Here is a 24,043-nt window from a genome sequence, read left to right on the forward strand (position 1 = left end):
GCGGAGATCAGGAAATAAAGGTCTCGATGCGATCCAGCGCCTCCTTCAGGTCCGACATCCCGGTCGCATACGAGACGCGGAGATGGCCCTCGCCGCCCTCGCCGAAGGCCGTGCCGGGGACGACCGCCACGTGCTGGTCTTCCAGCAGTGCCTCGGCGAACGCTTCGCTGTCGTCCCAGGGCGATTCCGGGAAGGCATAGAAGGCACCCGAAGCGGGGAAACACTCGATTCCCATCTCCTCGAACCGCGAGAGCACCAGCCGACGGCGGCGGTCGTACTGCCGTCGCATCTCCCCGACGGCGTCGTCACAGCTCTCCAGCGCCTCGATCGCGGCGTACTGGGCGGTCGTGGGCGCCGACAGCATCGTGTACTGGTGGATACGGTTCATCGCCGCGATGGCCTCGGGCGGGCCGAGCGCGTAGCCCAGCCGCAGCCCGGTCATCGCGTAGGCCTTCGAGAAGCCGTTGAAGACGATCGTCCGCTCGCGCATCCCCGGCAGCGTCGCGATCGAGGTGTGGTCGTGTTCGTATGTCAGCTCCGAGTATATCTCATCGGAGAGGACGACCAGATCGTGCTCGCGCGCGAACTCGGCGATCGGCTCCAGCTCCGAGCCGGTCATCGTCGCGCCGGTCGGATTGTTCGGATAGCACAGCACCAGCGCGTCGGCCTCGTCGGCACCGGCGTCGTACAGCGCCTCAGTCGTGAGCTTGAAATCCGTCTCCGTGGTGGTCGGGACGGGCAACGGCTCGCCGCCGGCGAAGATCACGCCGGGGACGTACGAGACGTAGCTCGGCTGGACGACCGCGACGGTGTCACCGGGGTCGATGACCGCGCGCAGCGCCAGATCGAGGCCCTCGCTCGCGCCGGTCGTGACGAGGACCTCCTCGTCGGGATCGTACGTGAGGTCGTATCGGCGATCGGCGTCCTCGGCGATCAGCTCCCGGAGTTCGCGCCGGCCACGGTTGGCGGTGTAGGAGGTCTTGCCGAGCTCCAGCGAGGTGATCGCGGCTTCACGGGCGGCCCACGGCGCCGAGAAGTCCGGCTCGCCGACCCCCAGCGAGATGATCTCGTCCATCTCCTCGGCGAGTTCGAAGAACCGACGGATTCCCGAGGGCGGGACCGTCTCGACACGCTGGGACGGTTCGATCGTCATGGTGAGATCGAGAGCCGGTCGTCGTCGTCGCCGTCCCCGAGGACGATACCCTGTGTCTTGTAGGTGTCCATGTGGTAGTGAGTCACCGTCTGGGTGATCTCGGGGATGGGCGCGATCTTGTCGCTGATGAAGTGGCTCACCTCCCGCATCGAGTCGCCCTGCACCTCCATGTCGAAGTCGTAGTCGCCGCTGACCAGCCGCAGCTCCCGCACTTCGGGGAACTGGACGATCCGATCGGCAATATCGCCGTAGCTCGTCTCCCGATCGAGCGTGACGTTGAGTTCGACGATCGCCCGAACGCGCTCGCGCTCGGTCTCCTCGAAGTCCACAACGGCCTGATACCCGCGGATGACCCCCTCCGACTCGAGGCGCTCGATCTCGGCCTCGACCTCGTCTGGTTCGGCGTCGGTCATGCGGGCGAGGTCGTCGATGCTGTACCGGGCGTTCTCCTGGAGTAACTCCAGAAGTTCCTCGTGCAGGTCCATATCGGCTCAGGGGCCACCGCGAGCAAAAGGATTTCCCATCCGTGAGACGTCTTGTCGATCGACCGTTTGCCGGCCCCAGATAGATGACAGCGAGATCGACGACTGTGTGTCGTCGACAATTGCCATGATAAAGCGTGATATTTTGGCCGTGAATCCGGATACAGGCCGGCGTGAATCGAATTTCAATCCTGAAAGTGGGGTTTCTCAACCACAGAAAACGGCAAAACACCCACGGTCTTTATACCAATACAATCGAATAGCACTGCACACGCACGCAGAAGCAGCGTGCAGGTGAACGACAATGAACCCGAAAGAACTACTCACAGACGACGACGCAGTCAGCCCGGTCATCGGCGTGATCCTGATGGTCGCGATCACCGTGATCCTCGCGGCCGTCATCGCCTCGTTCGTCCTCGGACTTGGCGACTCGACGAGCACGACGCCGACCGCGGACTTCAACTTCGACTACGACAACAGCACGAAGAACGTGACGGTCTCACACAGTACTGGCGACAATATCGACGCTGATCGAGTCGAAGTGCTGATCGACGGTGATCCGGCAGACGTTCAGTTCTCGGGCGAGATATCGTCCGGCTCTTCGATCTCGTTCAACCAGACTGAGACTGGTGACAAGATTGGCGGCGGCGAGACCATCAAGGTCACCTGGGAGTCCGAGGATCAGGAATCCTCAAGTACGCTCAGCGAGTACGACGTCCCGGACAACTAACGACTCACCATCCACCCGCATTTCGGGTGGCGCGTTTCGAACCACAGAGACCGAAGAGACTGCTTGCTGCCGGAATATAACCATCGTCTATCTTGACTCGGCAAACGGATAGCTTGCCGAGTGTGGCGTGTGATTCCGCCTGTTCGGACATCGACGCAGACGTCGTGACTGTCTATTCCACCCACCGCAAACATTTTCAGATGAAGAAATCTGAGAAAGATTCGATGTATTTATTACGGTGCGACTGGTCGTCACCGATTGCACACGTGAAATCGGGTGCGAAGAACATCATGAATCCGAAGAAACTCCTCACAGACGACGACGCAGTCAGTCCGGTCATCGGCGTGATCCTGATGGTCGCGATCACCGTGATCCTCGCGGCCGTCATCGCCTCGTTCGTCCTCGGTCTTGGCGATTCGACGAGTACGACGCCGACCGCAGATTTCGACTTCGAATATAACAACAGCGGCGACGGTAACGTAACCATCACGCACAACACTGGCGACACACTCGATGGCGACCGAGTGTCGGTACTGATTAACGGAGAGGAAGTAGATTCGAAATATCAGTTCGGCAGCGGTGACATTTCGTCAGGTTCGAGGACTGTGCTTGATAATAGTAGTAGTGGTCTCTCGGACAAGATTAAAGGCGGCGACACGATCAAGGTCACGTGGACATCCGAGAGTGGCGATTCGTCGAGTACGCTCGGCGAGTACACCGTCCCCGACAACTGACGACTCCTAAGCTCCACCCATATTCAGGTGGGCGTTTTTCACGCTCGGTAGTAGCAACTGCGTGACCCCTGTTATTGAGCATACTCAGCCCGGTATCGGCCCGATCAGACGATGCTGTAGTAGAATGATCTCAACAGTCTGCATCTGCTATGCAGTCCACGTCAAGCCGTACCGCTGGCGAGGACGCCAATTAGACAACCAGAACAGCCAACACATCAGTCACGTTCACGGGCTCACCACTGTCCCTTCTCGTTTAGTTCACAGCAGAATAATGGGCCAAACCGGATTTGAACCGGTGACCTCCCGGTTATCAGCCGAGCGCTCAACCTGACTGAGCTATTGGCCCAGGCGAGCGCATTCCTGCCTACTGGGCAAGTAGTTTTAAACGTTGCCTTTCGATCCAGTCTCGGGGACGGCTCCCGTGTTAGTTGTCGTCACCGTCGTCGATGTCGTAGTCGTCCGCGCCCACGTCGTACGTGTCATTGCCCGGTTGCCCGCCGGGGACTCCGTCGCCGCCGTTGCCGGGGAACCCGGTGGTATAGATCCGGCCGGTGGCGAACCCGCCGGTCTTGCTGTCGACGTAGGGAGTGATGACCCACTTCTTGAGCGCGACGCGGACCGGATAGCGGGTCACCGGGACGACCAACAGCAGGCCGACGAGGTCGGTCACCAGCCCGGGCGTCAGCAGGAACGCGCCGGCGGCGATCAACAGCCCGCCGTCGATCAGCTCGTCGGTCGGCGGCTCACCCCGGGCAAGTTTGCGCTGGATCTTCGAGATGGTGTGGCGTCCCTCGGCGCGGGCCAGCAGCATCCCGACGAGCGCGGTCAACACGACGACCAGCACCGTCTCGAGCCCGCCGATGACCCCTGCGACCGCGAGCAACAGCAGGATATCTAACAGCGGGATGAGTAGCAGGACCGCGATCAACCGAAGCATCATCTCTCCCTATCGGGGCACGATGTATCAACCTTTTCGAGTTACGCCTCGTAGTGCAAGCGTTCTTTTCTCCGCGCCTCAGACGAGGCCGTATGGACGAACAGCCGAAAGTCGAGTGGCGCGAGTGGGGGCCGGAAGCGTTCGCGACAGCCGAGCGGACGGGCTCGCCAATCTTGCTGTCGCTCGTGACGCCGTGGTCGCCCGAATGTGCGGCGATGGACGCGAGTACCTACGCCGAGCCGCGGATCGCCGCCCACGTCAACGACGGGTTCGTCCCGATCCGGGTCGACGCGGACCGACATCCACAGGTCCGTGATCGGTACACGATGGGCGGGTTTCCCTCGACGGTCTTTCTGACCCCCGACGGGCGAGTGCTCACCGGCGCGACGTACCTGGGTGTCGACGGCTTCCGGGAGATCCTCGATCGCGTCCGGGAGACCTGGGACGCCAAGGGCGAGGCGGGCGGATCGATCCCGCGCCAGTTGCGGGAAACCGAGCCACCGGGCGGGTCGCTGTCCGCAGCGGTCGAAGAGCGGATGATCGAGCAGTTGCTCGCGGCCTACGACGAGGAGTTCGGCGGGTGGGGTGCGGACGTGAAGTTCCCGCTGCCCCGCACGATCGAGTTCGCGCTGGTGCGGGCGCGCGAACAGGCCACACGAACGCTCGAGGCGGTACGGACCCACCTGCTGGACACCTACGGCGGCGGGTTCTACCGGTACGCGACCGAGCGCGACTGGAGCGAGCCCCGACGGGCGAAGTTGCTCGACGACAACGCGGCGCTGATACGGGCGTTCGCCCACGGGTATCGCTACACCGGCGAGGAACCCTACCGCGAGACGGCCGAGCGAGCGATCGAGTACCTAACGACCACGCTGTGGACCGACGACGCGCCCGGGACCGGCGCGTTCGCGGCCAGCCAGGCCGGGCGAGCCCGCTACTATCAGCTCGACGCGACCGAGCGCGAAGACGCCGACCCGCCGCCAGTCGACGGCACAGTGTTCGCCGACCGGAACGCGCTGGCGGTCGACGCGCTGTGTACCTACTACGCCTACACCGACGACAACCGCTCGCGACGGTTCGCCGAGCGTGCGCTGGATACGGTAACTGAACTCGTCGATGAGGAGGGGGCCGTCACACACTACCCGGGAGCGGACAGCCCGCGCGGGCTACTCGTCGATCAGTCACGCGTGCTCACCGGACTGACGACCGCCTGGCAGGTGCTTGGCGAGCCCGGGCCGGCGCGAGCGGTCGCGGACTGGACGATCGAGCACCTCGCCGAGGACGACGTGTTCAGGGACGGGCCGCCCGGTGAGGCCGGACTGCTGGATCGGTCGCTGTATCCGTTCGACTACGCCGTCGCGTTCGCCGACGCCGCGATCACGCTGGCGGCGCTCACCGGCGAGTCGAGCTACCGGGAGACGGCTCGCGAAACGCTCGCGGCCTACGCGGACGCCACCGACCGGATGGGCGTCGAGGCGGCCGAGTACGCCACGAGCGTCGCCCGCGTCCGCCAGCCGCGGACGATCGAAGTCGGCCCGGCGGCGGGCAGTGACCTCCACCGTGCCGCGCTCCGGCTGGCCGATCACGAGGCCGTCGTCGTGCCCGGCGTCGGCGGCGAAACGACGACAGTACTCGACGGGGAGGCGACGGTCGGATCGGCCGAGACGCCGACGGAACTGGAATCGCTGCTCACGGACGCGTGATTGGATGCGTAAACTCACGATAGGTTTTTGATCGGCCGCCGCGACAATCCGATATGGCCACACTCCGCGACCTCGGGCTGTCGGAATACGAGACTCGAGCGTACCGATCGTTGCTCGAAACTGGGCCGACAACGGCAAAGGAGTTGTCCAGGATCAGCGACGTGCCGATGGGTCGGATCTACGACGTGCTCAACAGCCTGGAGACACAGAACCTCGTCCGGAGCCAGGCCGCGAGCCGACCGAAAAAGTACGTCGCGGTCGAGCCAGAGACCGCGCTCGATCGGCTACTGGAGGACAAAAAGCAGGAGCTCGAAGAACAGGCCAACCAGTACGAGGAGATCGTCGACTCGCTGGCGGAGGACCTGGAGGCGGCCGAACCGATCGGGGAGACGTTCTGGACGGCCGCGGTCGGGCCCGAAGAGACCGCGGAACTGCTCATCGAGCGGTTGACCGCCGCCGACGATCGGATCGTCATCGTCACCTCGCAGTTCTCACAGCAGTTCGACCTCGACGAGATCGGCGATCGGAGCGTCGCCACCCTGAAAGACGCACTCGACCGCGGCGTCGAAGTCAAACTGCTCATGCCGCCGGAGATGGTCGAGGCGCTGCCGGACAGCGTCGGCGAGCGCTACCGGGAACTCCTGCAACCGCACGACGGCTTCGAGGTCCGGACCAGCGAAGACGTCATCGGAACCTTCGAGACGATTGACGACACCGAAGTCTGCATCGAGGTGCCACACCCGCTCCGGGAGAACGAGACGTTCGCTGTCATCGACTTCAAGGATCCGGAGTTCGCCGCGACGGTCACGGCTGAATTCGAGGCGCGCTGGGCGGACGCCGATCCCCTCGAACTGTAGCGCGGAATCACCCTACTCGAAAGTCGTTACTCGTCCTGCATCGGGACGAATCGAACGCCACCGTGTCGGGTACGCTCGAGGGTGCCGTCCTCGCGTTTGATCGCTTTGACCAGCGTCTGATGACCCTCGCCCAGCGGCCCGAGCAACACGCCGCCGGGCCGGACCTGCTCGACGACCGCCTCGGGAAAGGCGGGCGCAGCGCAGGTCAGGTACGCCCGGTCGTAGGGGGCGTGCTCGGCCCAGCCGTCGTGGCCGTCGCCGGCGCGGATGGAGACGCCGTCGTATCCCAGCTCGGCCAGCCGCTCGCGGGCCTCGCGGGCGAGCGATTCGTAGTATTCGACGCTGTAGACGCCCTCGGATCCGACGAGCTCGGCCGTGACAGCGGCGTGATAGCCACAGCCAGTGCCGATCTCCAGGACCGTCTGGCCGGCTTCGAGATCGAGGAGTTCGGCCATGATCGCGACCATGTGCGGGGCGCTGATGGTCTGGCCCTCGCCGATCGAAAGCGGACGGTCGGCGTAGGCGCTCGAGCGCTGGCTGTCGGGGACGAACGCCTCGCGCGGGACCGCGGCCATCGCGTCGACGACCGCCTGGTCGTCGACCCGCTGGCGAAGCCCCGCTAACAGGCGGTCTCGGCTCGCGTCGTCGTCGCTCCCGAACATCCTACCACGCCGACCACGCGGTCGAACTCTCATCGCGGACGAGCAGGCGCTTGATGTCCTTGGCGAAGGCCATATCGCCGTCGTGATCGAGTTTCTCGTGGTTGTAGCCGTGGGCGTCCTCCCGGAGGTGGATCCCTTCGACGGTGAACTCTAACTCGCCCAGTTCGTCGATCTCGCCGACGACGAACTCGTAGTCGCCGGGGACGTGCAACTCCTCGCTGCGGGTTCCCTCGCGGTCGCCGCCCTTCGGATGGACAGTCGTGTTGACGCTGACGTTGCCGACCGCCCGTGTCCAGATCGTGCGCACGTCCTCGGCCGGGGCTTCCTCGACGCGGCCGGTGGCCAGTTCGAGGCTGGTGATCCGGACAGTCAGAATCGCCTCGTCGGTTTCCAGCAGAAACTCCTCGCCGACTGCAAGCGTCTCCTCGGCGGGCACGTCGGTGCTCGCGCTGAATGAGTCGCCGTCCTGGGAGACGACGACGTCCCGCTGGAGTGTCGTCTCTTCGGGCAACGTCGTCTTGTGGACGTGCCCGCACTCGGTACATTTGACGGTGGCTTGCCCGCCCTCCGAGAGCACCTCGTGGACGGTCTCGAAGTCCGGCGAGCAGGCCGGACACGGCACTGCAACCTGATCCGTGGCGTCGGTCATACGTGTCGATACTCGGCACGTACGTAAAAGCCGTGTGACAGCCTGCGGGAGAAAGATCCGGTCCGAACGCCGCTACTCGGCGCGGTCGATATCAAGTTGGTCTTCGACGCCCTCAAGCCACTCCGAATCCGCGAGTTCCTCCATCCGCTCGCGGAAGTGCTCCTTGCAGACGCCGACCTTGATCCCGTCTTTCTCGACGGTGACCTCGGCGTCGCGATCGCAGTAGTGACAGTTCATGCCTGACGGTAGAACGGCGACGACATTGAACCCTGCGCTGTCGTCTTGCGCGTGTCGGACGGCGCCCGTCAACGACGGGGATGAGGGAGTCGCTTGCGGACGCGTTCGAACTGCTCGGCGTCGAGCCCGGCGATCCCGAGTCGGCGCCCGTGTGCGTCACTGCCGCCGGTCGCCAGCAGGCCGTGGCGATCGATCGCACGCCGGACCGGGCGTCGGTCGGCGTCGTGATCGTAGGGATAGGCCAGTTCGACGGCGTCCAGATCCGCCGCCAGGGCGAGCGCGTGATCGGGGTCCCGATAGCGAAGCGGATGCGCGAGCCCGACGAACGCGGCCGCCTCCGCGAGCAGTCGCCGCCCGGTCTCGAACGTCGGGATCTCCCTGGAGACGAAACAGGGGTCGTCGTCCCCGATGAGTGTCTCGAAGGCTTCCTGATACCCGAGATCCGCGTCGCTCGCGTCGATCGCGCGAGCGATATGCGGTCGACCGACACCGGGGTGAAACTCGACGTTCAATGTGACACCGAGTCGGTCCTCGACACAGTCGACGATCGCGCGGGCGCGCTCGACCCGGTCGCGCTGGATGCGCTCGCAAGCCGCCTCGAGATCGGGTGTCGGATCCAGCCCATATCCGAGCAGATCGACCCGCTGTTTTCCGGCATCGACCCGGAGTTCGATACCGTGGACGACAGTCACGCCGTCGCGACGGACGACAGGGGCGTCCAGGCCGGGCTGGATCCGATCGTGGTCGGTGATCGCCACAGCGTCGAGTCCGGCCTGTCGCGCGGTCGCCGGCACCGCTGCCGGGTCGAGTTCGCCGTCGGAGACCGTCGTATGCACGTGGAGATCCGCCCGGACCATACCCCGCGTTGGACCGACTGGCCAAAGCGACTTCCGATCCTAGAACACATACCGATACCTTCGAGCATTCTGTATGATTAATAGTTAAGGTTTATTGCCGTCCACCAATTTCACGGTTGTATGCGACTCACAGCCGCAATAGAGCAGTTCGAGACCCACGAGTATCCGGCGACGACCGAGGAGTTGATCGAGGCCTACGGCGATACGGAGTTGGTCCTGCCGAACGGAACCGAGTCACTGGGCGAAGTCCTGGGACGGCTCGGCAACGAGACCTTCGAGTCGGCGACCGACGCGCACATGGCCGCCTACGGTGCTGTCTCGAGCAAGGGCATCGGCCGCAAGTACTACAGCGACAGAGATCCGGTCGGGCCCGGCGAGGACGGACCGGATCCGCTCTCGCTGTAGGATCGCATCGATCGATTACTTGTCCAGGAAGTCCGGTTTCGAGACGCGATCGCGACTGTCGGCGTCCGGACGGTCGAGGATTTTCGCCTTGTCGAGGGCCGCAGGCAGGCGGTTCTGCCCGCCGGTCGGCACCTCGTCGCGTTCGACGGTGACCGTCTCGCCCTCGACCAGTTCGGACCAGACGTCGTCCTCGTCACCGTTGTCGCTCTCGTGGCGTTTCTTTTTGGCCTTGTTCTTGCCCTCTTCGAAGGCCAGCTCGACGATACTCCGGTTGTAGGAGCTGTCCATCTCGGCGACAATCCGCTCGTACTCCTCGGAGTAATCGTGGCCGAACGACGCCGCGACACCGATGGCGAACGCGCGGCTCATCGCCCCGTCGCGATCGAGCGATTCCCAGTCGGTGTCGTAGGTCTGTTCGTACATGTCAGCTCTGTATCTTCTCGTCGGTGTGGACCATCAGCCCGCTATCGCTGAAGGAGATTCGACGGATGTCACAGTCGATGGCCGTACCGCGCATCTTGATCACCTGAATACCGCGGGTCATCCCACCGGACTCCAGGTAGTTGTGGAAGAAGATGACGCCGTGGGCGAGGTAGTGCTCGTCCGAGTACGCTGAGGGATCGGTCATCTCCGAGATCAGTATGATCGTCGTGTCGGTCTGTTTCAGCGCCGAGAGGAAGCCGGTGATCTCCTGGTTGGCGTCCGAGAAGAAGTGCTGGAGCAACATCGTCGAGTCGATCACCGCACGGTCGATGTCGTTCGAATCGAGAAACGCGACCAGCCGGTTGGTCAGTCCACCCTCGTGGCCGAACTGCGTGATGGTCCGCTTGCCGCTCTCGGTGACCAGATTGAGGAACTGGACGGCGTCGGACTGCATGGCCTTGTCGAAGCCGAAGTCGAACCCGGCCATGTCCTGCATCAGTTCCTCCTTGGTCTCGTGCATCGTCACGTACAGGCAGTTGTCGCCCTGCTTGGCGCCCTGGGTGATGAACTGCGAGGAGAAGGTCGTTTTCCCGCTGCCCGGCGGTCCGCTCACGACGTACAGTCGCTGTGGGAGCAAGCCGCCGTCGACGAGCTCGTCGAAGCCGGGAACGCCACTCGAGATGCGCATGTCCGAAACAGCGTGACCTCGCGACATAGATGTTTCTGCATTGTTCCCAAGAGTGATAACTCCCCCGTCACGGGACCGGATGCCAACCGTCGGGCTGGTCGGGCAGCCCGCGGACCCGAAATTCCGGGCCATCGTCACCCTCTCGAACGATCACGCGAGCGTCGAACGCCTGCGCAACTGTCGCGAAGGCCTCGTCGTCGATCGCGTCGGGATCGATCGCGAACACGCCGAGTCCGTCGGCGGTCCTGATCCGGCCGGTAACAGTATGCAAGAATCGATAGACTGCCCGGAAGTCCTCGGCGAATGCAAGCAGCGTCGGGATCGAGTACAGCCCGACCCGTGCTCGGTCGACGCCGCTCTCGCGCAGCGATTCGTACAGCGAGGAGAACTCGATGCCGATGCCCGTGAGGTCGCTCGGCCCCGAGACCTGCCTGACAGCGCCGGTCGACTCCGGACTGTGGTCGGTGCAGTCGATGACACACATCCGGCTGGGGTCGAACGTGTGCCCGGCCGTCTCGTAGTCCTCGATGATGCTGACTCCGTCCTCGTCGGCCGAGACGAACAGCAGACCCTCGCCCTCGTCGGCCCCGGTGACCATCGAGAGCAGGAGTCGCTGGGTCCCGACCAGCGGCGGGCCGGTGAGCAACAAGTTCGTTCCGGCGTCGACCGGATCGAGCGGCAGTTCCGGGAACGCGTATGCGTCCTGTAGTTGGGCCGTCATTTGATCCCCTCGTGATCGGGTTTCGGAACGGCCCGCTCGACGTCCGAGAGCCGTCGGCGCAGTTCCAGTTGCTCCATCAGTTCCTCGGCGAAGCGGTGCAGATCCTCGATGTCGTCGTCGGAATACGACCGGGGCTCGTCGTGGATGAGGCACATCGCGCCGATCGGAAGCCCATCGGGAGTCGTCAGTGGCACGCCCGCATACGATCGGATGTCCAGCTCCGCAAGGACCTCAATGTCGGCGAACCGCGCGTCGGACTGGACGTGTTCGACGATCAGGTGTTCGTCCTCGAGCAGTGTGTGGCTACAGATAGCGTCCTCACGGTCGAGGCGGTCCCAGTCGGCCCCCTTGCAGGCGAGAAACCGCTCCTCGTGTGCGTCGACGATCCCGACGAACGCGACAGCGACGTCGAAGTGGTTGGCGAGCAGTTCGGTGAGACGATCGACCGCCGTCGTCGCCTCGAGGTCGTCGACATCGTAGCGCTGGATGGCCGCCAGTCGCTCGTCTTCTGTCTCCGGGAGGGGGTAGGCGAGCTGGCTGCGTTCGTCGAGGACGTTCCGGACGAGCCGGGCCAGCGACCGGACCGGGTCCGGGATGTCTCGCGGGAGGTATTCGACGACGGCGTCCCGCGCAGCCCCAGTGTGGATCGCATCCGGCCCGACGTCGGTGTAGAGGATACAGGGAACGTCCGGGCGGTCGTCTCTGAGCCGGTCCAGCAGGTCGATCCCGGTGGCATCGGACAGTTCGTACTCGGTGACGACGCAGTCGATTGCGTCGGCTTCCAGCGTCTCAATCGCCGTCGAGAGGGAGCTGCAGGTCCGGACGTCCACGTCGAGCAGCGGAGACGCTTCGAGATCGGTCCGCGTCTCCAGGCACGCCTGCTCGTCGGGGTCGACATAGAGGAGTGAGACGGCCTCGTCGCCTGACATAGCACACACTGACGGCTCCGACCCTATAGATTTGCTGGGGGAGTCCCGAACGCGAAGCGCTTTTGCTTGCAGGCTGACTGCAACACATCAATGACTGTTCGAACGTGCCGGATAGCGACGACGGTCCGCACGCGCCGGAGGTGTCGCCCGTGACGAGCGAGATGACCGAGATCACGGTCGTCGGCGAGGACGACACCGGACTGATCGCCAACGTCACCTCGCTGTTGTTCGAGCGTGGCATCAACATTGAGGACCTCGACCAGGCCGTCCGGGAGGGAGTCTTCCGGATGACGATGCACGTCGACACCGGCGAGATGGTCTGTACGGAGGCGAAACTCCGCGAGGACCTCCGAGAGCTGGGCGACGAACTCGACGTCGACATCAAGGTCCGCTTCCCGAAAGACCGGGAGACCCAGTCGATCGCCGTCCTCGTGACGAAGGAATCGCACTGTCTGGAAGCGATCTTCGAGGCCTGGGCCAGCGGCGAACTCGGGGCCGACATCGACGTGGTGATCGGCAACCACTCCGACCTGGAGCCCCTCGCCGAGAAGTACGAGGTCCCGTTCCACGACATCGGCGACGAGAAGGGCACGCCCGACGAGGCGGAGCTGCTCGATCTGCTCGAGGAGTACGACTCGGATCTGATCGTACTGGCCCGATACATGCGCATTCTCAGCCCGGACGTCGTCTTCCGGTACGAGAAACAGATCATCAACGTCCATCCGAGCCTGCTGCCCGCGTTCCCGGGCGCGTCGGCGTACATGCAGGCCATCGAGGAGGGCGTTCGTATCGCCGGCGTGACCGCCCACTACGTGACGACCGACCTCGATCAGGGGCCGATCATCACCCAGCGCGCGTTCAACGTCCCCGACGACGCCACCGAGGAACAGCTCCAGCGGATCGGCCAGCCGCTGGAGGCCGAAGCACTGCTTGAAGCGATCAAACTCCACCTCGACCAAGAGGTCTCGGTCCATCGCGGCCGCACGAAGCTCCGCAACCCCGAAGAAACCGACGCGCAGTTGGGCGCACCGGAGCAGCTAGACGAACTCACTCCCGACCGGCCGGTCGACGGGCTCGGGGAGTTCCTCGCGGAGCAAGACGACGCCCAGGCCGAAGCCGACGACTAGGCGAACGCTGTCCGCTGTCGGGACCGTGATAGCGCGGAATTATAAATTGTAAACTCGTGTCGAGTTGTCAAACGCTTATGAGCACTCACCACAGAGCTACGGATAGAGAACGATGTACGCCACGAGCGACCGGACAGATACTGTCGTCGCGTCGACTTCGGCGGACCGGTTGGTCGGACCGGAGAGACGAGTACGCCCACTAGACGATAACTATCGCGACCGAACGGCTCTGAGGCGGGTGACATCACGGGACGATCGTCCCGGAAACGTTGGTGGTGGACGGATCGGGGGCGGTCGTGCATGACCCGAACGCGGCGATCGGGGGGCCGAGGCGAACGGATCGTCGCGCTCGCGCTCGTGACCCTGCTCGTGGCGAGTTCGATCGGCGGCGTCATCACGTTCGAGACGGGTATCGCCAGGGCAGCCACGTCCGGATACGTCGAAGGGACGCCGTATCTCAACGCCAGCGCGCCCGACGCGCAGCTGACGCCCGGAGAAGACGGCTCGATTTCGGTCAGCCTGACGAACAACGCCGAGATCGACGACAACAACGAGACCCACCCGGCCGGGGCGCGCGAGCGGGCCGGTGAGGCACGGTCGATCGAGGTCAACGTCAGTGATACACGGGACGCGCCGTTGACAGTCGAGACGGGGGCACAGCAGGCCGGCACGATCCAGGACGGCGACACGGGCGGGCCGTACACGTTCGACGTACAGGTCGAGGAGGACGCCGAACCGGGCACCTACGAGGTGAACGTCACGACCGACTACCGCCACGCGAAGAACGTCACCTACGACGAGGTCGCCGACGGCGAGTACCAGTACAGCGAAGAAGTCATCAATCGGACGGAAACCAGTACAATCACCGTCGAGATCGAGCCCGAACCCGACATCGCGGTCGAGTACGATTACCACGACGTCCCCGTCGGAGGCGAGGGGATCGTCTACGTCAACGTGCACAACGACGGCGGCGAGGGTGTCACGGACGCGACGCTATCGCTGAGTTCGAGCGACTCCGACTTCTATTTCGGCTCGGGCACGGCAACCTCCGAGACGAATATCGGTGATCTGGGAGCCGGGGAAACGAAGGTGCGCCGGTTCCGCGCGGGGACCGTCGAGAGCGCGGTCGATCGACCCTATCCGATCGACGCGACGGTCCAGTACACCGACAGCGACGACAACCAGGCGAGTCAGTCCGACTCGTTTTCGATCGTCCCGGACGAGCGGACGCGCTTTACCGTCGGGGAGTTGACCCACGACGTGCCCCGTGGCGGTGAAGGCACCGTCACGATGAACGTGACCCATACCGCCGGCAAGGACCTCGAAGACGTCACCGTCACCGCGACCACCAACGACGGTGACGTGTATCTCGGATCCCAGGGCTCGCGGTCCTCGTCCACGCAGTTCGATCAGTGGGGTGCCCGGCAGGCCCGCCAACTTACCTTCCGGGCCGGGACCGACGACAGCGCCGTCAACCGCTCCTATCCGATCGAACTGGAGTTTCAGTATACCGACAGCGAGGACAACGACAACACGCGGACGACGACAGTCGAGTTCTCCCCACGCGAGCGAAGCGAGTTTCGCGTCAGGGAGCTCGCCCACAGCGTGCCCCAGGCCGGTGAGGGCACCATCACGATGAACGTCACGCAGATCGTCGGCAAGGACATCGAGGACGTCACCGTCACCGCGACGGCCCCCGACACGGCGGTGTATCTCGGCACAGAGGCCTCTCAGTCGGCGACGACACGATTCGAACAGTGGGACGACGGCGACTCCCAGCAGCTCACCTTCCGGGCCGGCACGGACGACAGCGCCGTCGATCGCTCCTATCCCATCGAGTTGCAGTTCGAATACACCGACAGCGAGGACAACGACAACACCCGCACCGAGTACGTCCAGTTCACGCCGCGGGCGCGACCGGATTTTTCGGTTCGGACGGTCGACCAGCAGGTCCCTCGCGAGGGAACCGGATACCTGACTGTCAACGTGACCAGTGCGGTCCCACGGAACATCTCGGAAGTGACAGTAACCGCGACATCCCCGGATTCGGAGGTCTATCTCGGCTCGGAAGCCTCCCCGTCGGGGACGGCGTTCGTCGAGACCTGGAGGGCGGGCGAGCGAAGACAGCTCACCTTCCGTCCGGGAACGACCGCGAACGCGGTCGCCGACCGGAGCTATCCCATCGAGTTGCAGTTCCAGTACACTGACAGCCAGAACAACGACAACACCCGCACCGAGTACGTCCAGTTCACGCCGCGGGAGCGTCCGCAGTTCACAGTCGAATCAGTCGATCACGGGGTTCCGATCGGCGACAGCGGACTGATCGAGGTGACGTTGCGAAACGAGGGGCCGTTGAACGCGACCGACGCGACGCTGACGGCCAGTTCGAACGTCGACGCGCTGTTCTTCGGAACGGGCGGCGCACAGGACCCGGTCGAGGCCCCGGGCGGGTTCTCCTTCGAACCGCCCCAAACGGGAACCCCGACCTCGGCCGCCTACATCGGCGAGTGGGCCGCGGGCGAGACCCGGACGGTGACGCTCCGGGGCGGATTCGACGAGAACGCGATCCGGCAGGCCTACACGGCGGATCTCAGCGTCGATTACGAGAACGAATACGGCGACGATATGCCAACTCGATCGACGACAGTCGGGATCGAACCCGCGCCCGAGCAGACGTTCGACTTCGAGCGCGTCGAGAGCGACCTCTACGTCGGCGAGGAGGGCGACCTAATCGGGGAAGTCACGAACCGCGCGAACCGGACCGTCGACGGCGTCGTCGTCACCGTCGCGAACGACCGGCAGGCGATCAACTTCTACAACACGCGCTACGCGGTGGGACGGCTCGAACCGGGCGAGTCCGCGACGTTCCGCTATCGCGTCGGCGTCACCGGGGAGGCCGCACACGGCCCGAAGCTGTTCGAACTCTCCACGCGGTATCGCGGCAGCGAGGGGACGGTCCAGCAGACCGACTCGCGGGACCTCTCCGTCGAGGTCCGGCCCGAGCGTGACGATTTCTCGATCGAGCGCACGGACGGGTCGTTCAATCCCGGAGGGGGTGGATCGCTGACACTCACCGTCACCAACCAGCGCAACGAGACTGTCTCGAACGTCCAGGCGAAACTGTTCAGCGACGATCCGCTCGACAGCAGTGACGACGAGGCGTTCGTCTCGTCGCTCGAACCCGGCGAGTCGGAGACGGTGACGTTCGACCTGTCAGTCGGCGCGAGCGCGATGGCCAAAGACTACTCCGTCTCGGTGGATTTCCGGTACGATAACGCTCGCGGCGAGAGTCAACTCTCGGATACCTACCGAGTGCCGGTGACCGTCGAAGTCTCCGATTCTGGCCTCAGTCCGGCGTTCATCGGGGGCGGGCTCGTCCTGGTCCTGGTCGCCATCGCGCTGCTGGTCTGGTGGTTCGATCTCGTTAGCGCGCTACGCGAGCGACTGAGCAGCTGACTACCATGACCACGCGAGCCAGGGGTGAGAGGCGGTGATCGATCACGAGCGCGTGCTCGACGCGCTGAGTCACTGGATCGTCGACAACCCCGAGCGGATCGTCGTCGCGTTCCTGCTCGTGACGGCCGTGTTCGCCGGCGGACTCAGCGGCGTCGAGATCGACTCCGGGACCGATCGGTTCTTCGAGAGCGTCCCGGAACACGACACCCAGCAGTACGTCGACGATCAGTTCGGCGCGACCTTCGAGACGGGCGAGGACACGACACAGCTCGTCGTCACCGACGAGAACGTCTTCAGCAAGCGCGCCGTGTTGCGGACGCTCGAACTCCAGCAGGATCTCCAGTCCGACCCGTCGTTGCGGGTGCGCGAGACGACCGGGCTCGCGACCGGGATCGCACAGGTGCTCGATCCGTTCGCGACGACGCCCGAACAGCGGATTCAGGCCGTCGAGACGGCGTCACCGGCCGAGATACGGGACGCAGCCAGAACGTTGCTCGATCGCAGACCGGGGATCACACAGGTGTTGAGCGAGGACCGCAACCTCGAGGAGCCGCGGGCATCCGCGACGATCGTTGTCGTCACACACACAGTCCCCGAAGGCGATCAGGCGACGCTGGAATCCATCCAGGAGCGGATGAAAGGCACCGCTGAAACCGCGGACGGGGACATCCGGGTCTTCGGCGCGGCGATCCAGCAGGCCGGGTTCGATCAGGCGATCTTCGAGTCGCTGTCGTTGATCGTGCCGGCGGTGGTCGTGTTCATCCTGCTGTGTCTCGTGCTCGCCTACCGGGATCCGATCGATCTGTTGCTAGCGCTCGTGAGCCTGATCTTCGCGCTCGTCTGGACGTTCGGGTTCATGGGCTATGCCGGCATCAGGTTCAACCTCATGATGATCGCCGTCCCGGTGATTTTGCTCGGCGTGGGGATCGACTTCGGGATTCACGCCGTCAACCGCTACCGCGAGGAGCGGGTCGACGGCGCCGAGCCCCGCGAGAGCATGCTGCTGGCCAACGATCAGTTGCTAGTTGCCTTCTTCATCGTCACGGTGACGACCGTCATCGGCTTTCTAGCAAACGTCACCAGCAAGCTCGAACCGGTCCGGGAGTTCGGCCTCGTCGTCGCGGTCGGACTCGTCTTCACCTTTTTTGTGTTCGGGATCTTCCTGCCCGCGCTGAAGCTCGCGACCGACCGCCGTCGGGCAGCGCTGGGGATCGGACAGTTCTCGATCGCGCCATTCGGCGGGGAGGACTCCCGTCTGGGCGCCGCGCTTCGATCAAGCGCCGTCGTCGCCAAACGCCATCCGTTCGCACTGCTGGCGGTGATCCTGCTGATCACCGGCGCGGCCGGCGCGTCGGCGACCAACGTCGAGTCGAAGTTCGAGACCGAGGACTTCCTGCCCTACGCCGACCATCCGCCACAGATCGAGGTCATTCCCGAAGAGATCGCCCCCTCCGAGTTCGAGATTACTGACACGTCGAATTACATCAAAGACACCTTCGAGACGACCAACACCGAACAGGTGACCGTCTACGTCGAGGGGCCGATGGAGCAGGACAACGCCCTCGAAGTCGTCCATCGTGCGGGGGCGGATCCGCCCCCGTCGTTCGTCCGCGAGGACGGGCGTGCGGTCTCGCAGGGCCTGATTTCGGTCATCCGGACCTACGCAAACCAAGACCCTGAGTTCGCGGCGATGGTCGAGCGCAACGACCTCACCGACAACGGCGTCCCCGACCGGAACCTCGATGCGATCTACGCGGAGCTGTTGCGCTCGGAGTACGCCGATCAAGCCGAGCAGTACCTCACCGAGGACCGCCGCGCGACGAAGGTCGTCTACCAGGTCGAATCGAGTTCGACCCAGAAGGAGATCACCGCGGACTCACGCGCGTTCGCGGCGGACGTACACTTCGACGCGGAGGCGACCGGGGACACGATCGTCTTCCGGGCGCTGACCGAGGCGCTGATGTCCTCTGCCGTGGTGAGTTTCGCAGTCGCGTTCGGTCTGACGGCGGTCTTCCTCGTGGTCGTGTTCGGCCTGCTGGAAGGGCGGTGGTCGCTCGGACTGGCGACGATGGCCCCGATCGTCGTCGCCGTCGTCATGCTCGTCGGCTCGATGCCGGTGCTCGGGATCGCGTTCAACGCGCTGACGGCGACGATCCTGGCGATCACGATCGGGCTCGGCGTCGCCTATTCCGTCCACATCGTCCATCGCTTCATCGACGAGTACGACGAGCGCGGGGACGTCCACGGCTCGCTGTTGACGACGCTCGGGGGCACCGGCGGCGGCGTCACCGCGAGCATGCTCACTACTTCCGGCAGCGTCGCGTGTATGACCCTGGCGGTCAACCCCATTCTCGGGCAGTTCGGACTGTTGACCGCGATCAGCACCTTCTACTCGTACGTGACTGCCATCGTCGTTCTGCCGCTCGCACTGCGTGCGTGGGCACGGCTGTTCGGGTGAGTTCGGCGCGGAATCGACTGGTTCCTCGCAGTCCTACAATTCCTGCACGGCTTCGACGGCGTCCCCGATATCGGGGGCGTCGAAGATATCGCTGCCGACGTAGGCGTTCGTGCCGGCACAGTAGAGATCGCTCGCGGCCTCGATCACGGCGTCGTCGAGCGGCTCCGGAGTGCGATCGCACAGCGACTTCCAGTCGGCGACCCCACGCTCGTCGGCCTCGGATTTGGCCTCGGAGACGGCCTCGACCCATTCGGGTTGGGTGCGCTTGTGGTACTGGCGGATGACCTCCTTGCTGACCTCCTGGCCGTCGTAGGAAAAGCGGTTCTCGTCGAAGGTGCCGACCACGTCGGCGACGCGGATCTCGCCCCGATAGTAGAGACACTCGATCTTGCCGTCCTCGTGGACGAACCCGGCCCGCTCGGCCTGCCGGTTCAGGATGTGATCGACCGACAGCGCGAGCTCTTCCAGCCGGTCGATATCGACCGTCCCGGCGATCCGGTCGGCCTCCTCACGGTCGAGATACCGGTCCTGGCGCTCGTATTTCGTCGAGAACTCGACGACCGGCTGGGGAAGGTCGACCGGCTCGTCGGGCCAGACATTGTAGTCCAGGCCGTGATCGGCGGGGTCAGTGCGCTTGCGCAGCGAGGACCCGACCGGGACAGTGTTCCGGAAGACGATCTCCAGGGGGATCAGATAGTTCTCCCCGGCGGCGTCGTGGTAGGCGTCGTAATCGTAGTCGTCACCGTCGTGGGGAAGGTCGGGGACCTGTGTCAGCGAGATCGCCATCTCGCGGGGCGCGACCCCGGCGGCGAGCGCGTCCGCGAGATCCACCGTCACCCGCGAGTCCGCGGCCCCGACCGCGTCCCCGTCGATGGCGACGCCCTCGTAGTGTGTCGGGACGTGGTTCTGTTCGAGCAGCTCGAAGTTGCGTGCGCCCATCGCGCACAGCGACGCGCCCTTGTGGGGTATCTCGTCGGGCATCTTCCCCCAGTCGAACACGGAGTAGTCGTCGGTGAACACGAACGCCCCGCGGCCGAGTGCCTCGGCGGTCGGCTCCTCGTCGACGCGGAAGTCTTTGACGCTGGTCATTGGCGGCGTTTCCCCCCGGACCACCATAGGGTTTCACATCGACTCGCGAGAAACACTCTAGTTGGGATGTACGAAAAGATCCTCTTTCCGTTCGACGGGAGCGACGGGGCGGCCGAAGTACTCCACCACGCGGGCGAGCTCGCCCACTGGGCGGACGGCTCGATCCGGCTGTTGTACGTCGCGGACACCAACGAGGCCAGCGTCACGCGTGTCGGCGGCGAGGTCGTCGACGGCCTGATCGAGCGGGGAGAGGAGATCCTCACGGAAGGAGGTGGCGCGCTCGATACGCTCGAGGTGCAATACACGACGGACGTCGTCCAGGGGACGCCCGCGGAGACGATCGTCGAATACGGCGACGAGCACGACTTCGACGTGATCGTGATGCCGACACAGGGGCGCAGCGGCCTGTCACGGTACCTGCTCGGGAGCGTTACCGAAAAGGTCGTCCGCCTCTCGGAGACTCCCGTCCTGACGGCCCGGATGGCCAGCGACGAGAAGTTCGTCGTCCCGTTCGACCGGCTCCTCGTGCCGACTGACGGGAGCGAGGCGGCCGAGAGCGCGGCGAAACACGCCTTCGATCTGGCGACCGCGATGGACGCCGAAATACACGCGCTGTCGGTCATCGACACCGGGGCCTTCGGTTCGGACGCCCGGACGGAGCAACTGGCCAGCGCGGGCGAGCAACACGCGAGAGAGGCCGTCGAAACCATCGAGAACGCCGCCCAGAAGGAAGGGATGGGTGCCGTGACGAGCCACGTCGAAACCGGGTCGCCCGCGGCGGAGATTCGTGACGTCGTCGAGCGCGAGGGAATCGACGCCGTCGTGATGGGGACGACCGGTCGCCAGGGGGTCGAACGGATCCTGCTCGGCAGCGTCGCCGAGAAGGCCGTCCGGTCGGTTCCGGTGCCGGTCATCACGGTCCGAAACGGCCCCCGAGCGTTGCTGTAGAAGGGTAGCGATCGGTAGATAGTTACAGCCGACGGCCGACCACCGACCTAATGGCGACGCTGGTAGTCGATGTCGCGATCATCCTCGTGACGACGGGAGCGATCTGGCTCGGAAGCGGGTGGCTCGAAGGCGCAAGCGAGAAGCTTGCGGCCTACTACGGGCTCCCGGAGGTCGTCCAGGGGTCGATCGTCACCGCCGTGGGATCGAGTTTCCCCGAACTGGCGACGGTCGTCTTCGCCGCAATCACGGTCGGCGACCTCGAACTCGGCGTGGGGGCGATCGTCGGGTCGGCGATCTTCAATATCCTCGTGATCCCCGCGGTCGCCGGCATCGCCACCGACGAGGACATCGAGTCCAACCGGACGCTGGTCTACAAGGAAGCGCAGTTCTACATGCTCGCGGTCTCGGTACTCGTGATCACCTTCGCGCTGGGCGTGATCTACTATCCCGCGCCCGACGCCGCCGACCTCGCGGGCGATATCACGCGTCCGCTTGCGCTGATCCCGCTGGGGCTGTACGGGCTGTACGTCTTCATCCAGTATCAGGACACCGCCGACTACGACGCTGACCCGTCGGACGCCGACGGCATCGACGCCACCCGCCAGTGGGGACTGCTCGTGGCGGGCCTGGTTGTCATTCTGGTCGCCGTCGAGCGGCTGGTTCACTCGGTTGATATCATCGGCTCCGCGCTGGGCGTGCCCGGGTTCATTATGGGTGTGACAATCGTCGCGGGTGCGACCAGCCTCCCCGACGGACTTGTCAGCGTCCGCGCCGCCCGGAACAACCGCGGAGTGGCCTCGCTGGCGAACGTCCTCGGCAGCAACACCTTCGACCTGCTCGTGGCGATCCCAGTGGGCGTGCTCATCGCCGGGAGCACGACGATCAACTTCGCAATGGCGATCCCGATGTTCGGCGTGTTGACGCTGGCGACGATCCTGCTGTTTACCGTGTTGCGGACCGGTCTGGCCCTGTCGGACGCCGAGTCGTACGCGCTGTTGGTCTCCTATCTCGTCTTCGTCGGCTGGGTCGTCCTGGAAACGGTGAGCGACGCGGTGAATCTGCTGCCGAACTGATAAGACAGGGGGATCTGGCGACAGAAAGATCTACGCGACAGCTTCCTCACCGTCGACGCTCTCCTCGATGTACTTGTCCTTCCAGGTCCCCCGGAGGAACCACGGGATGGCGATGAGTGCGCCGACGATATTACCCATCGCCATCCCGACCCAGATCCCGGTCGCGTCCCAGCCGAGCCCGAACACCAGGAGTGCGATCGTGCCGACGCGCCCGACCCACAGCGTCAGGATCGACAGTACCATCGCCGTCCGGGTGTTCCCGGCCCCGCGGAACGCGCCGAAGAGCACCTGCGAGACGCCGATGAAGGCGAACTCGACCGACCGGATCCGGACGTACTCGACGCCGAGACCGATCGTTTCGATCCGATCCTCGACGCCGCTGCCGAGGAAGACGCTGACGATGGGCTCGGTGAACGCCAGCGCGACCACGGCGACAACGAGCATGACGCCCGCGCCGGTCCCGGCCGCGAGCCACGTCGCCCGTGCCGCCCGGTCGGCGCGGTCGGCTCCGAGGTTCTGGCCGACCATCGTGTCGATGGCCCGCCCAAGCCCCATCGCCGGCAGGAACACAAGCGAGATGAGCCGGTTGCCCAGCCCGTAGGCGGCCACGACCGGCGGCGCGAACGTGACAACGACTGCCGTGAGCGTGATCATCGCCAGCGCGCTCGCGGACTGCTCGACCATGCTGGGCGTCCCCAGCCTGATGATGTCCTCGATGACGCCCAGATCCGGGCGGAGATGCGAGAGCGACACGGCGGGGCCGATCCCGGTCGCGAACAGCAGGTACAGCCCGATCGCGGTCGCGACGCCGCGCGAGAGGATCGTCGCCAGGGCGGCTCCGCCGATCCCCATCCCGGTAAAGCCGGTCGCCGACTGCAGCGCCGCTTCGAGTCCACCCAGCCCGAGCATCCCAAAGAGCGGGTTAGACTGGAAGCCGAAGATGAAGATCGGATCGACCACGACGTTCAGCCCGACCGAGATCGCCATCACGAACATCGGCGTCCGCGTGTCGCCGTACCCGCGCATCAGCGCCGAGAAGACGAAGAATCCGAACATCAGCGGGATTCCCAGGAAGATGACCTCCATATAGTCGGCCGCCAGCGGAATGACCGCGGCGGACGTCTGAGGATCGCTAGGGAGCAACTCCAGGGCCGGTCGGGTGTAGAAGTACCCGACGATCCCGATCACGACCGACAAAAGCGAGACGAACGTGACGGTCTGACCGGTGACCAGCCCCGCAGATCGCTCGCCTTTCGCCCCGGTGTACTGGGCGACGAGTATCGCACCCGCGGTGGTGAACCCGCCGGCGACCGCGATCAGCAGGAAGATCAGCGGGAATGCGAGGCTGATCGCGCCGACGGCGTCCGTCGAGAGCCGCCCGAGCCAGAGCGTGTCGGCGATGTTGTAGGTGACCTGCAGCAACTGGATGACGATGATCGGCCACGCGAGTTTGATCAGCGGGCCGATCAGACCGCCCTCCGTGATCGAATCGGCCGGCTCGTCGCCCGGCCCGGAGGACGGATCGTCGCGTTCATCGGAGGGCGATCGCCGATCGGTCTCGTCCCACGAAGAGCGATCGGACTCCTCGTCGGTGGGATCTGTCACTGCAATACCGGACGGGGGTCCGGCAAATCAGCGTTGCGTTTGCCGGGCGTCAGCGCGTCAGTTTCGATACAGGACAACCGCGACGCGACCCGTGCCGTTTTCACGCTCGCAGCCCCGTGT

23 protein-coding genes and 1 tRNA gene are annotated in these 24,043 nt (G+C 64.8%); 10 read left to right on the plus strand and 14 right to left on the minus strand.

The genetic code is table 11. The features are described from left to right. Positions 1 to 7 precede the first annotated feature (7 nt). Positions 8 to 1,153 (minus strand): pyridoxal phosphate-dependent aminotransferase, encoded by a 1,146-nt coding sequence (locus HSEST_RS11775; RefSeq protein ID WP_229121123.1) that lies wholly within the window; start codon positions 1,151 to 1,153, stop codon positions 8 to 10. Next, positions 1,150 to 1,638 carry an Lrp/AsnC family transcriptional regulator gene (locus HSEST_RS11780; protein WP_229121124.1) on the minus strand — a complete coding sequence of 163 codons (489 nt, stop codon included), beginning with the start codon at positions 1,636 to 1,638 and terminating at the stop codon, positions 1,150 to 1,152. Before HSEST_RS11780 ends, HSEST_RS11775 begins: the two co-directional genes overlap by 4 nt. A gap of 301 nt (positions 1,639 to 1,939) precedes the next feature. Between HSEST_RS11780 and HSEST_RS11785 the strand changes: the two genes are divergently transcribed. Beyond that, complete coding sequence (locus HSEST_RS11785; protein ID WP_229121125.1) at positions 1,940 to 2,365, plus strand: type IV pilin; 426 nt, start codon at positions 1,940 to 1,942, stop codon at positions 2,363 to 2,365. Positions 2,366 to 2,655: 290 nt separating this feature from the next. Beyond that, positions 2,656 to 3,099: a type IV pilin gene (locus tag HSEST_RS11790; RefSeq protein ID WP_229121126.1), complete on the plus strand. Its 444-nt coding sequence runs from the start codon at positions 2,656 to 2,658 to the stop codon at positions 3,097 to 3,099. Positions 3,100 to 3,371: 272 nt separating this feature from the next. On the opposite strand, the gene HSEST_RS11795 is transcribed toward HSEST_RS11790, so the two are convergent. Together HSEST_RS11795 and HSEST_RS11800 are read right to left on the minus strand one after the other, a co-directional pair. Continuing rightward, positions 3,372 to 3,445, minus strand: a tRNA-Ile gene (locus tag HSEST_RS11795). Positions 3,446 to 3,523: 78 nt separating this feature from the next. Beyond that, complete coding sequence (locus HSEST_RS11800) at positions 3,524 to 4,036, minus strand: FxsA family protein (RefSeq protein ID WP_229121127.1); 513 nt, start codon at positions 4,034 to 4,036, stop codon at positions 3,524 to 3,526. Positions 4,037 to 4,128: 92 nt separating this feature from the next. On the opposite strand from HSEST_RS11800, the gene HSEST_RS11805 reads away from it, so the two are divergent. Then, the gene (locus HSEST_RS11805) at positions 4,129 to 5,739 is read left to right on the plus strand and encodes a DUF255 domain-containing protein (RefSeq protein ID WP_229121128.1); all 1,611 of its coding nucleotides are present in this window, start codon (positions 4,129 to 4,131) and stop codon (positions 5,737 to 5,739) included. Between the two features lie 53 nt (positions 5,740 to 5,792). Next, positions 5,793 to 6,596, plus strand: coding sequence for a TrmB family transcriptional regulator (locus HSEST_RS11810; protein ID WP_229121129.1), 804 nt, complete (start codon positions 5,793 to 5,795; stop codon positions 6,594 to 6,596). A gap of 26 nt (positions 6,597 to 6,622) precedes the next feature. On the opposite strand, the gene HSEST_RS11815 is transcribed toward HSEST_RS11810, so the two are convergent. The 4 genes from HSEST_RS11815 to HSEST_RS11830 form a co-directional block, all read right to left on the minus strand. Then, entirely contained in the window at positions 6,623 to 7,258 is a 636-nt protein-coding gene (locus HSEST_RS11815) for a protein-L-isoaspartate(D-aspartate) O-methyltransferase (protein ID WP_229121130.1), read from the minus strand. A 1-nt stretch (position 7,259) separates the two neighbouring features. After that, positions 7,260 to 7,907, minus strand: coding sequence for an HVO_0476 family zinc finger protein (locus HSEST_RS11820; protein ID WP_229121131.1), 648 nt, complete (start codon positions 7,905 to 7,907; stop codon positions 7,260 to 7,262). Positions 7,908 to 7,979: 72 nt separating this feature from the next. After that, positions 7,980 to 8,144 carry a DUF6757 family protein gene (locus HSEST_RS11825; protein WP_229121132.1) on the minus strand — a complete coding sequence of 55 codons (165 nt, stop codon included), beginning with the start codon at positions 8,142 to 8,144 and terminating at the stop codon, positions 7,980 to 7,982. A gap of 68 nt (positions 8,145 to 8,212) precedes the next feature. Next, positions 8,213 to 9,001 carry a PHP domain-containing protein gene (locus tag HSEST_RS11830; RefSeq protein WP_229121133.1) on the minus strand — a complete coding sequence of 263 codons (789 nt, stop codon included), beginning with the start codon at positions 8,999 to 9,001 and terminating at the stop codon, positions 8,213 to 8,215. Between the two features lie 120 nt (positions 9,002 to 9,121). Between HSEST_RS11830 and HSEST_RS11835 the strand changes: the two genes are divergently transcribed. After that, positions 9,122 to 9,406 (plus strand): DUF5789 family protein, encoded by a 285-nt coding sequence (locus HSEST_RS11835; protein ID WP_229121134.1) that lies wholly within the window; start codon positions 9,122 to 9,124, stop codon positions 9,404 to 9,406. 15 nt (positions 9,407 to 9,421) lie between these two features. Here the strand turns inward: HSEST_RS11835 and HSEST_RS11840 are convergent, their stop codons facing one another. The 4 genes from HSEST_RS11840 to HSEST_RS11855 form a co-directional block, all read right to left on the minus strand. Further along, on the minus strand, positions 9,422 to 9,829 hold the full coding sequence (locus HSEST_RS11840; RefSeq protein ID WP_229121135.1) for a hypothetical protein: 408 nt from the start codon (positions 9,827 to 9,829) through the stop codon (positions 9,422 to 9,424). Position 9,830: 1 nt separating this feature from the next. Then, positions 9,831 to 10,517 (minus strand): RAD55 family ATPase, encoded by a 687-nt coding sequence (locus tag HSEST_RS11845; protein WP_229121136.1) that lies wholly within the window; start codon positions 10,515 to 10,517, stop codon positions 9,831 to 9,833. A gap of 67 nt (positions 10,518 to 10,584) precedes the next feature. Beyond that, complete coding sequence (locus HSEST_RS11850; protein WP_229121137.1) at positions 10,585 to 11,238, minus strand: DUF7504 family protein; 654 nt, start codon at positions 11,236 to 11,238, stop codon at positions 10,585 to 10,587. Further along, entirely contained in the window at positions 11,235 to 12,167 is a 933-nt protein-coding gene (locus tag HSEST_RS11855; protein ID WP_229121138.1) for a GAF domain-containing protein, read from the minus strand. The genes HSEST_RS11850 and HSEST_RS11855 overlap by 4 nt, the downstream gene beginning before the upstream one ends. 161 nt (positions 12,168 to 12,328) lie before the next feature. Here HSEST_RS11855 and HSEST_RS11860 point away from each other — a divergent pair, with 161 nt between their 5' ends. From HSEST_RS11860 to HSEST_RS11870, 3 genes are all read left to right on the plus strand, one after another. Beyond that, positions 12,329 to 13,294 carry a formyltetrahydrofolate deformylase gene (locus HSEST_RS11860; protein ID WP_418886552.1) on the plus strand — a complete coding sequence of 322 codons (966 nt, stop codon included), beginning with the start codon at positions 12,329 to 12,331 and terminating at the stop codon, positions 13,292 to 13,294. A gap of 300 nt (positions 13,295 to 13,594) precedes the next feature. Next, positions 13,595 to 16,750: a COG1361 S-layer family protein gene (locus HSEST_RS11865; protein ID WP_229121139.1), complete on the plus strand. Its 3,156-nt coding sequence runs from the start codon at positions 13,595 to 13,597 to the stop codon at positions 16,748 to 16,750. A 34-nt stretch (positions 16,751 to 16,784) separates the two neighbouring features. After that, positions 16,785 to 19,208, plus strand: coding sequence for an efflux RND transporter permease subunit (locus tag HSEST_RS11870; RefSeq protein WP_229121140.1), 2,424 nt, complete (start codon positions 16,785 to 16,787; stop codon positions 19,206 to 19,208). 33 nt (positions 19,209 to 19,241) lie between these two features. Here HSEST_RS11870 and HSEST_RS11875 read toward each other — a convergent pair whose 3' ends face one another. Then, complete coding sequence (locus HSEST_RS11875) at positions 19,242 to 20,297, minus strand: phosphoribosylaminoimidazolesuccinocarboxamide synthase (protein ID WP_229121141.1); 1,056 nt, start codon at positions 20,295 to 20,297, stop codon at positions 19,242 to 19,244. 66 nt (positions 20,298 to 20,363) lie between these two features. Between HSEST_RS11875 and HSEST_RS11880 the strand changes: the two genes are divergently transcribed. After that, a complete protein-coding gene (locus HSEST_RS11880) occupies positions 20,364 to 21,245 on the plus strand; it encodes a universal stress protein (protein WP_229121142.1) in 882 nt (293 codons plus the stop codon). A gap of 50 nt (positions 21,246 to 21,295) precedes the next feature. Next, a complete protein-coding gene (locus tag HSEST_RS11885) occupies positions 21,296 to 22,318 on the plus strand; it encodes a sodium:calcium antiporter (RefSeq protein WP_229121143.1) in 1,023 nt (340 codons plus the stop codon). A gap of 30 nt (positions 22,319 to 22,348) precedes the next feature. Here HSEST_RS11885 and HSEST_RS11890 read toward each other — a convergent pair whose 3' ends face one another. Continuing rightward, positions 22,349 to 23,929 carry an MATE family efflux transporter gene (locus tag HSEST_RS11890; RefSeq protein ID WP_418886553.1) on the minus strand — a complete coding sequence of 527 codons (1,581 nt, stop codon included), beginning with the start codon at positions 23,927 to 23,929 and terminating at the stop codon, positions 22,349 to 22,351. Positions 23,930 to 24,043 lie beyond the last annotated feature (114 nt).

Source organism: Halapricum desulfuricans (genome assembly GCF_017094465.1).
In the GTDB taxonomy this organism is placed as follows: domain Archaea; phylum Halobacteriota; class Halobacteria; order Halobacteriales; family Haloarculaceae; genus Halapricum.